The 7,236-nt window shown below is 71.5% G+C and carries 6 protein-coding genes; 3 read left to right on the top strand and 3 right to left on the bottom strand.

From position 1 onward, the window contains the following. Position 1: 1 nt before the first annotated feature. Positions 2–1,243: a pyruvate dehydrogenase (acetyl-transferring) E1 component subunit alpha gene (gene pdhA, locus DMH12_RS20530; protein ID WP_125492982.1), complete on the bottom strand. Its 1,242-nt coding sequence runs from the start codon at positions 1,241–1,243 to the stop codon at positions 2–4. A gap of 324 nt (positions 1,244–1,567) precedes the next feature. Here pdhA and DMH12_RS20535 point away from each other — a divergent pair, with 324 nt between their 5' ends. Both DMH12_RS20535 and DMH12_RS20540 read left to right on the top strand, forming a co-directional pair. Further along, positions 1,568–2,224, top strand: coding sequence for a response regulator transcription factor (locus tag DMH12_RS20535; RefSeq protein ID WP_125492983.1), 657 nt, complete (start codon positions 1,568–1,570; stop codon positions 2,222–2,224). A gap of 83 nt (positions 2,225–2,307) precedes the next feature. Then, entirely contained in the window at positions 2,308–2,715 is a 408-nt protein-coding gene (locus tag DMH12_RS20540) for a pyridoxamine 5'-phosphate oxidase family protein (protein WP_125492984.1), read from the top strand. Between the two features lie 17 nt (positions 2,716–2,732). On the opposite strand, the gene DMH12_RS20545 is transcribed toward DMH12_RS20540, so the two are convergent. Then, on the bottom strand, positions 2,733–4,331 hold the full coding sequence (locus tag DMH12_RS20545) for a protein kinase domain-containing protein (protein WP_185832436.1): 1,599 nt from the start codon (positions 4,329–4,331) through the stop codon (positions 2,733–2,735). A gap of 348 nt (positions 4,332–4,679) precedes the next feature. On the opposite strand from DMH12_RS20545, the gene DMH12_RS20550 reads away from it, so the two are divergent. Further along, complete coding sequence (locus DMH12_RS20550; protein WP_125492985.1) at positions 4,680–6,350, top strand: Stk1 family PASTA domain-containing Ser/Thr kinase; 1,671 nt, start codon at positions 4,680–4,682, stop codon at positions 6,348–6,350. Positions 6,351–6,446: 96 nt separating this feature from the next. Here the strand turns inward: DMH12_RS20550 and DMH12_RS20555 are convergent, their stop codons facing one another. Beyond that, positions 6,447–6,989 carry a bacterial proteasome activator family protein gene (locus DMH12_RS20555; RefSeq protein ID WP_125492986.1) on the bottom strand — a complete coding sequence of 181 codons (543 nt, stop codon included), beginning with the start codon at positions 6,987–6,989 and terminating at the stop codon, positions 6,447–6,449. Between the last annotated feature and the right edge of the window lie 247 nt (positions 6,990–7,236).

The following is a 7,236-nucleotide window of genomic DNA, read 5'->3' on the forward strand; positions in this document are numbered from 1 at the left end:
GTCAGACCCCCTCTGCCTCGGCGAACGACGCCTGGTAGGCGGCGAACTGGGCTCGCTCCTCGTCGACGAGCGCGTGCCCGTCCGCGTACACGTTCTCGAAGATGGCGAACCGGTCCGGGTCCGGCATGGCACGGACCACTTCGCGCACTCGTTTGCCCAACGCCTCGCTCTCCGCCTCCAGTTCCCCGAAGAATCCCTCGTCCGCGTGGTTTACGGCCTCCAGGAAGCGGCGAAGACGCAGGATCGGGTCCTTCGCCTCCCAGGCGGCACGCTCGTCGTCGTGCCGGTAGCGGGAGGGGTCGTCCGAGGTGGTGTGGGCGCCCATGCGGTACGTGTACGCCTCGATGAGCGCCGGGCCCTCGCCGCGCCGCGCCCGCTCCAGCGCCCACCGGGTGACCGCGAGGACGGCCAGCGCGTCGTTGCCGTCGACGCGGACGCCGGGGAAGCCGAAGCCCTGGGCCCGCTGGTAGAGCGGCACGCGGGTCTGCTTCTCGTTGGACTCGGAGATCGCCCACTGGTTGTTCTGGCAGAAGAACACCACGGGGGCGTTGTAGACGGCGGCGAAGTTGAACGCCTCGCTGACGTCGCCCTGGCTGGAGGCGCCGTCGCCGAAGTAGGCGATCACGGCCGAGTCCGCGCCGTCCTTGGTGATGCCCATCGCGTAGCCCGTGGCGTGCAGCGCCTGCGAGCCGATCACGATGGTGTACAGGTGGAAGTTGTTGCCGTTGGGGTCCCAGCCGCCGTTGTTCACGCCGCGGAACATGCCGAGGAGGTTGGTCGGGTCGACCCCGCGGCACCAGGCGACGCCGTGTTCGCGGTAGGTCGGGAAGACGTAGTCGTCCTCGCGGGTGGCCCGGCCGGAGCCGATCTGGGCGGCCTCCTGGCCGAGCAGCGAGGCCCACAGGCCCAGCTCGCCCTGGCGCTGCAGGGCGGTGGCCTCGGCGTCGAAGCGCCGGGTGAGCACCATGTCGCGGTACAGGCCGCGCAGCTCGTCGGGGGTGATGCCGTCGACGAACGAGGCGTACTCGGCGTACGGCGAGTTCTTGGCGGGCTTCACGCGCTCGCCCTCGGGGGTCAGCAGCTGCACCAGCTCCGTCTCGGAGCCCTTCTGAGCAGCGGTGCGGGTGGTGCGAGTGGTGCGTGCGGTGCGCTTGCCGGTGGTCTCGGCTTGGGTGCCGGTGGTGCCGGCCGCCTTGCTTCCGGCGCTGCGTCGCGGCTTGCGCGCGGCAGTGCTCTCGGTCACGTGTGCTCCTCCGTCGGTCCGGCCCCCGGGTTCGCCGGAAGCCAGTGCGGCTCACCTGTGTCCCGGCGGTCGCACGAGGGTGGGTGCGGCCCGATCGGGGGACAGGCGTGACAGGTGCCCCGGCGAGCGCCCTGCGAACTGCACGTTACCCAGTGCTCCACATTTCTGTGAAACCCCTCCTGACCTGCGTTTTTACTCGGATTTCCAAGTAAATCGGCGAAGTGCGGAAGTTGTCCTGGTCACAGCCTCGCAGGGGGCCGGAACAACGGCACGTTATCCCGGCCACCCCGGGCACGGGAAGGGTTGGTGTGTGACACTGACCGCGTGCGCGAAGACGGAAAAATCCGGGTATTCCTCCTCGACGACCACGAGGTGGTGCGCCGGGGGGTGCACGATCTGCTCTCGGGCGAGTCCGACATCGAGGTGGTCGGCGAGGCCGGCACGGTGGCCGGCGCCGCGGCCCGGGTCATGGCCACCCGTCCGGACGTGGCGGTGCTGGACGTCCGGCTGCCCGACGGCAGCGGCGTCGAGGTGTGCCGCGACATCCGCTCCCGGGACGAGTCCGTCCGCTGCCTCATGCTGACCTCCTTCGCCGACGACGAGGCCCTCTTCGACGCGATCATGGCGGGCGCCTCCGGCTACGTCCTCAAGGACATCCGGGGCGCCGAGCTGCTGAGCGCCGTACGCGGCGTGGCGGCCGGCAAGTCGCTGCTCGACCCCGCGGCCACCGCGCGGGTGCTGGACCGGCTGCGCGACGGCGGCGCCAAGCCCGACGGCCGGCTGGCCCGCCTGACCGACCAGGAGCGCCGCATCCTGGAGCTGATCGGCGAGGGGATGACCAACCGCGCGATCGGCGAGCGGCTGAACCTGGCGGAGAAGACGATCAAGAACTACGTGTCGAGTCTGCTGGCCAAGCTCGGGATGCAGCGGCGTTCCCAGGCGGCGGCCTTCGTGGCCCGACTGGAGGCGGAGGGCCGCTGAGCCGCCCGAATCGGGACTTACGTCCCGTCCTGCCGGGGCGGGCGACTCTGTCGCCGCTGCTTCCGGACGCGCACAGTGAGTGCATGCCCACCGACGCACAGCACGCCGTAGGCCTGCTCGCCCGCACCGCCTACGGCCGTGCCGCCACGACCATGCGCGCCCTGCCCTTCCTCGCGTTCGCGCGCCACATCGTGGCCGACGCCCGGGTGCTGCTCCGCATGCCGCGCAGCTGCGGCTACCACCAGGTCTGCGCCGGGAGCGTCGTCGCGTACGGCGCCGACAACCTGAGCACCGCCCGGCCCGGCGAGAGCCTGTGGACGGCTCAGGTGGTGGGCCGGTGCGAGGCGCACGAGCCGAGCGCCGCCGAGGTCGAGCGCTTCGGCCCCGCACCGCGCCGGGTGGACGGCGAGCCGTTCGACCCGGTCTATCTGCGGATCGAGCCGCAGTTCGGTTCGGTGCACGTCACGGAGGACACCGTCGGCACCCTGTGAACCGGGTGCCGCGGTGATCACTCGCCCGGGTTCGCGGGATCCTCGGTGTTCTCGCCTCCGCCGGAGCCGCCCGTGGGACCGCCCGTCGGATCGGTCGTGGGCGTCGTCGGATCCGTGGTCGGGTCGTCCGTCGGCGTCGTCGGGTCGCCGGTCGGGTCACCGGTCGGGTCGCCGGTCGGGTCCTGCGTCTCGCTCTGCGACGGGGTGTAGGAAGGCGAGTACGACGGGGTGTAGTCCCCACCCGTGCCGCCCCCGCCGTTGTCCTCGTCCGTGCCCGGGTCGGTGTTCTCCTGCGTCTCCTCGTCGCTGGGCGACGGGCTGGGCGACTCGTCGCCGGTGCTCTCCGAAACGCTGGCGGACGGACTCTTGTCCGTGTCGGTGCCGCCCTTGCCGCCACCGCCGTTGTTCAGGGCCAGCGCGACGCCGGCCGCGATGGCGATGACCGCGAGGACGGCCAGTATCCACAGCTTGCCGCGGCCGCTGCCCTTGTTGCCGTTGCCCTCGAAGCCGCCGTCGTCGCCCCCGCCGTAGCGGCCGGGCAGGATCGGCTGCGGGATCTGCTGGGTGCCCGACGCGCCGTGGCCGGGGTTCGGCATCACCGACGTGCCGGCGAGACCGGCCGCCGGCGTCTGCCGGCCGTCGTGCGCGGTGACCGGGCCGGTGTTCCAGGTACCGGTGTGGCTGCCCTGCTCGTAGAGCATCTGGAGCCCGTACTGGACCAGCCCGCGCATCTCCTCGGCGGTCTGGAAGCGGTCGTCGGGCTCCTTGGCCAGCGAGCGCATCACGAGGCCGTCCAGCTCCGGCGGGGTGGCGTCGGAGACCTCGGACGGGGGCGTCGGGATGTCCTGGACGTGCTGGTAGACCACGGACAGCGGGGTCTCGCCGGTGAACGGCGGGCGCAGCGCGAGCAGTTCGTAGAGCAGGCAGCCGGTGGCGTACAGGTCGGAGCGGTGGTCCACGGCCTTGCCGAGGGCCTGCTCCGGGGAGAGGTACTGCGGGGTTCCCATGACCATGCCGGTCTGCGTCATCGTCGTGGACGCGCCGTGCAGGGCGCGGGCGATGCCGAAGTCCATCACCTTCACCGCGCCGTTGTTGGTGATGATGACGTTGGCCGGCTTGATGTCGCGGTGCACGATGCCGTGCTGGTGCGAGTAGGCGAGCGCCTCCAGGACACCGGAGACGATGATCAGCGCCTGCTCGGGGCCGGGCGCCTCGGCGTTCAGCAGGAGGTCGCGGATGGTGCGGCCCTCGACGATCTCCATCACGATGTACGGCACGGACTGGCCGCCGACGAAGTCCTCGCCGGAGTCGTACACGGCGACGATCGCGTGGTGGTTGAGGCCGGCCACCGACTGCGCCTCGCGCGTGAAGCGCGCCTTGGAGACCGGGTCCTCGGCCAGGTCGGCACGGAGCAGCTTGACCGCCACGGTGCGGCCCAGGCGGACGTCCTCGGCGGCGAACACCTCGGCCATGCCGCCCCGCCCGAGCCTGCGGGTCAGCCGGTACCGGCCGTCGCCGACCAGGCCGCCGTTGCCCCAGGTCTCCGGCGCGTCAGCCATACCGCCGCCATTCGCCTCGGGATCGGACGGGCCCTGGGCGCGCTGCTGCTGTGCCATCAGTCCTCGCCGTCGTTTCTGCCCGCGGTGCGCGCGGTGTTGTTACGGTCTCCGTCGGCCACGCTACAGGCTCCGCGGCGGCCTCCGGTCCGGGATGGGGGGCCGGGACCGGACATGAGACGGACCGGTCATGAAACCCTGGTTCCTTACTGTCGTGCAAATTCTGTGTACCGGCGGTACGGCGGCTGTAACGCTTCCGCGACGCTTCTTTCGCGTACGGTCACGGAACGGGCACCGCGCTTGACGTGTCAGTGCCCTCGGGCAGACTTGGCCGGGAATAGCACTTTCGATCACGAGCGCGCGGCCTGCTGCCACCGGCGCCGCGGCGCCTATGGGGGACGCAGAGACATGAGCCAGGACGCCGGACAGGGCCGGTACGCGGGGCGCGCGCTCGCCGGCGGCCGCTACCAGCTGCGCGACTTGCTCGGCGAGGGCGGCATGGCCTCCGTGCACCTGGCGTACGACTCGGTCCTCGACCGCCAGGTCGCGATCAAGACGCTCCACACCGAGCTGGGCCGGGAGCAGGCCTTCCGCGAGCGCTTCCGCCGCGAGGCCCAGGCCGTGGCCAAGCTCACGCACACCAACATCGTCTCGGTCTTCGACACCGGCGAGGACGAGCTGGACTCCATGACGACGCCGTACATCGTCATGGAGTACGTCGAGGGCCGCCCGCTGGGCTCGGTGCTCGACGAGGACGTCCGGCAGCAGGGCGCGATGCCCGCCGACAAGGCGCTGAAGATCACCGCGGACGTGCTGGCGGCCCTGGAGATCAGCCACGAGATGGGCCTGGTCCACCGGGACATCAAGCCGGGCAACGTGATGATGACCAAGCGCGGCGTGGTCAAGGTCATGGACTTCGGCATCGCCCGCGCCATGCAGTCCGGCGTCACCTCGATGACGCAGACCGGCATGGTGGTCGGCACCCCGCAGTACCTCTCGCCCGAACAGGCCCTCGGCCGCGGCGTGGACGCCCGCTCCGACCTGTACTCGGTCGGCATCATGCTGTTCCAACTGGTCACCGGGCGGCTGCCGTTCGACGCGGACTCGCCGCTGGCCATCGCGTACGCGCACGTGCAGGAGGAGCCGGTGGCCCCCTCCTCGGTCAACCGGTCGCTGCCCCCGGCGGTGGACGCGCTGGTGGCCCGCGCCCTGAAGAAGAACCCGAACGAACGCTTCCCGAGCGCCGAGGCCATGCGGGACGAGTGCCTGCGGGTGGCGCAGTCCTTCCACGCCGCCCCGCCGAGCATCGTGCCGGGCGCGGCCGCGGCGAGCGGCGCGGGTGTCGGCTCCGCGGTCTTCCCGCCGGTCGACCAGGGCACCCCGGCCCCCAGCGGCCCCGTCCAGACGCCGTACCAGCCCACTCCGGCCCCGAACCCGTACGGCGGCCAGGCGCCCGCCACGCACTCGCCCGCCGCCTATGGCTACCCGCAGCAAGGCGGCTACCAGACGCCCGCCCCGTACGGGCAGCACGGGCAGCACGGGCAGCACGGGCAGCAGGGAGCGTCCACGCCGCCGCCGTACAACCTGACGCCGTCGGCCCCGGCCTCCGGCGGGGCGGGCGGGCGCAGGAACAACAAGCCGGTGATCATCGGCTCGATCGTCGTCGCCGTGGTGGCCGTCGGCGGACTGGTCGGCGCGCTGCTGATGAACGGCGGCGGCGGTGAGGACCCGGAGGGCGGCGGCTCCCCCAGTGCCTCCGTGTCGGCGTCGAAGGCGGCGGGCTACCGCGGGCCGGACAAGACGAAGACCATAGAGAAGGACGAGTGCACCGAGCCGGAGGAGTCGTACAACGACCCCGACAAGATCAAGGTGCCGGACTTCACGTTCAAGTACATCGGCTCGGTCAAGGAGTGCTTCAACGCCGCGGGCTGGCGGATGAAGGTCGTCGAGGTCGACGAGAACACGTACGGCGAGGGCTCGATCCGGGACCAGTTCCCGGCGGCCGGCACGGACGTCGACCCGGAGGACATGCCGGAGATCCAGCTCAAGGTCTCGACGGGCAACCCGGCCTCCGAGTGAGCGCGTGACAGCGGCGAAGGGCCCGGCAGCAGCGGCTGCCGGGCCCTTCGTGTCGTCGTGGGGGAGACTCCCGCGGGTCGGGAGTCCCACCAGAGGCTAGAGGTACGGGCCGCCCGAGCGGCCGCCCGGCTGCGGGGGCTCCTCTCCGTCCGGGGCGACCCCCGGCGGCAGGGCGCGGCGCATCTGCTCCAGCTGGGCCCGCGCGGCCATCTGCTGGGCGAACAGCGTGGTCTGGATGCCGTGGAACAGGCCCTCCAGCCAGCCGACCAGCTGCGCCTGCGCGATCCGCAGTTCGGCGTCGGTCGGGGTGACGTCGTCCGTGAACGGCAGGGAGAGCCGCTCCAGCTCCTCGACCAGCTCCGGCGCCAGTCCGTCCTCCAGCTCCTTCACCGAGCTGGAGTGGATCTCCTTGAGCCGGGCCCGGCTCGCCTCGTCCAGGGGCGCGACGCGCACCTCCTCCAGCAGCTGCTTGATCATGCTGCCGATCCGCATGACCTTGGCAGGCTGTTCCACCTGCTCGGTCACCGGAATCTCGCGGGAGTCGTCGTCCCCGCCACCGCCGCTGAGCGCCATTCCGTCCTGGCCGACGACCAGGATCTGGGGGTTCTCCGGCGACCTGTCGTTCCTCGGCATCTCCATGCCGCCATTGTCTCGCACCGGTGCGTGGCGGCCGGGCGGTGCCCCCGCCCAAAGGGGCCGCACCGCGTTCGGCCCCGCCCGAAATGCCGGAATAGTCGCTTGGTGTGAGGCTTGTTCCGTCGATTTTCCACGACTGGTTACACCGGGAGGGGGTCACGGACGTGACTCCATGGCTGCGCACACTGCGAGCGACGGGACTGGTGGGGGCACTGGGGTTCGGCGCGCTGGTGGCGCCGTACGGGGTGGG

Origin of the sequence: Streptomyces sp. WAC 04229 (assembly GCF_003947455.1) — a bacterium.
In the GTDB taxonomy this organism is placed as follows: domain Bacteria; phylum Actinomycetota; class Actinomycetes; order Streptomycetales; family Streptomycetaceae; genus Streptomyces.

Bases quoted from the DNA above. Each gene is read 5' to 3' on its own strand.
- DMH12_RS20540 (WP_125492984.1), top strand. From the start codon at position 2,308: ATGCCCACCGACGCACAGCACGCCGTAGGCCTGCTCGCCCGCACCGCC.
- DMH12_RS20545 (WP_185832436.1), bottom strand. From the start codon at position 4,331: ATGGCACAGCAGCAGCGCGCCCAGGGCCCGTCCGATCCCGAGGCGAAT.
- DMH12_RS20550 (WP_125492985.1), top strand. From the start codon at position 4,680: ATGAGCCAGGACGCCGGACAGGGCCGGTACGCGGGGCGCGCGCTCGCC.
- DMH12_RS20555 (WP_125492986.1), bottom strand. From the start codon at position 6,989: ATGGAGATGCCGAGGAACGACAGGTCGCCGGAGAACCCCCAGATCCTG.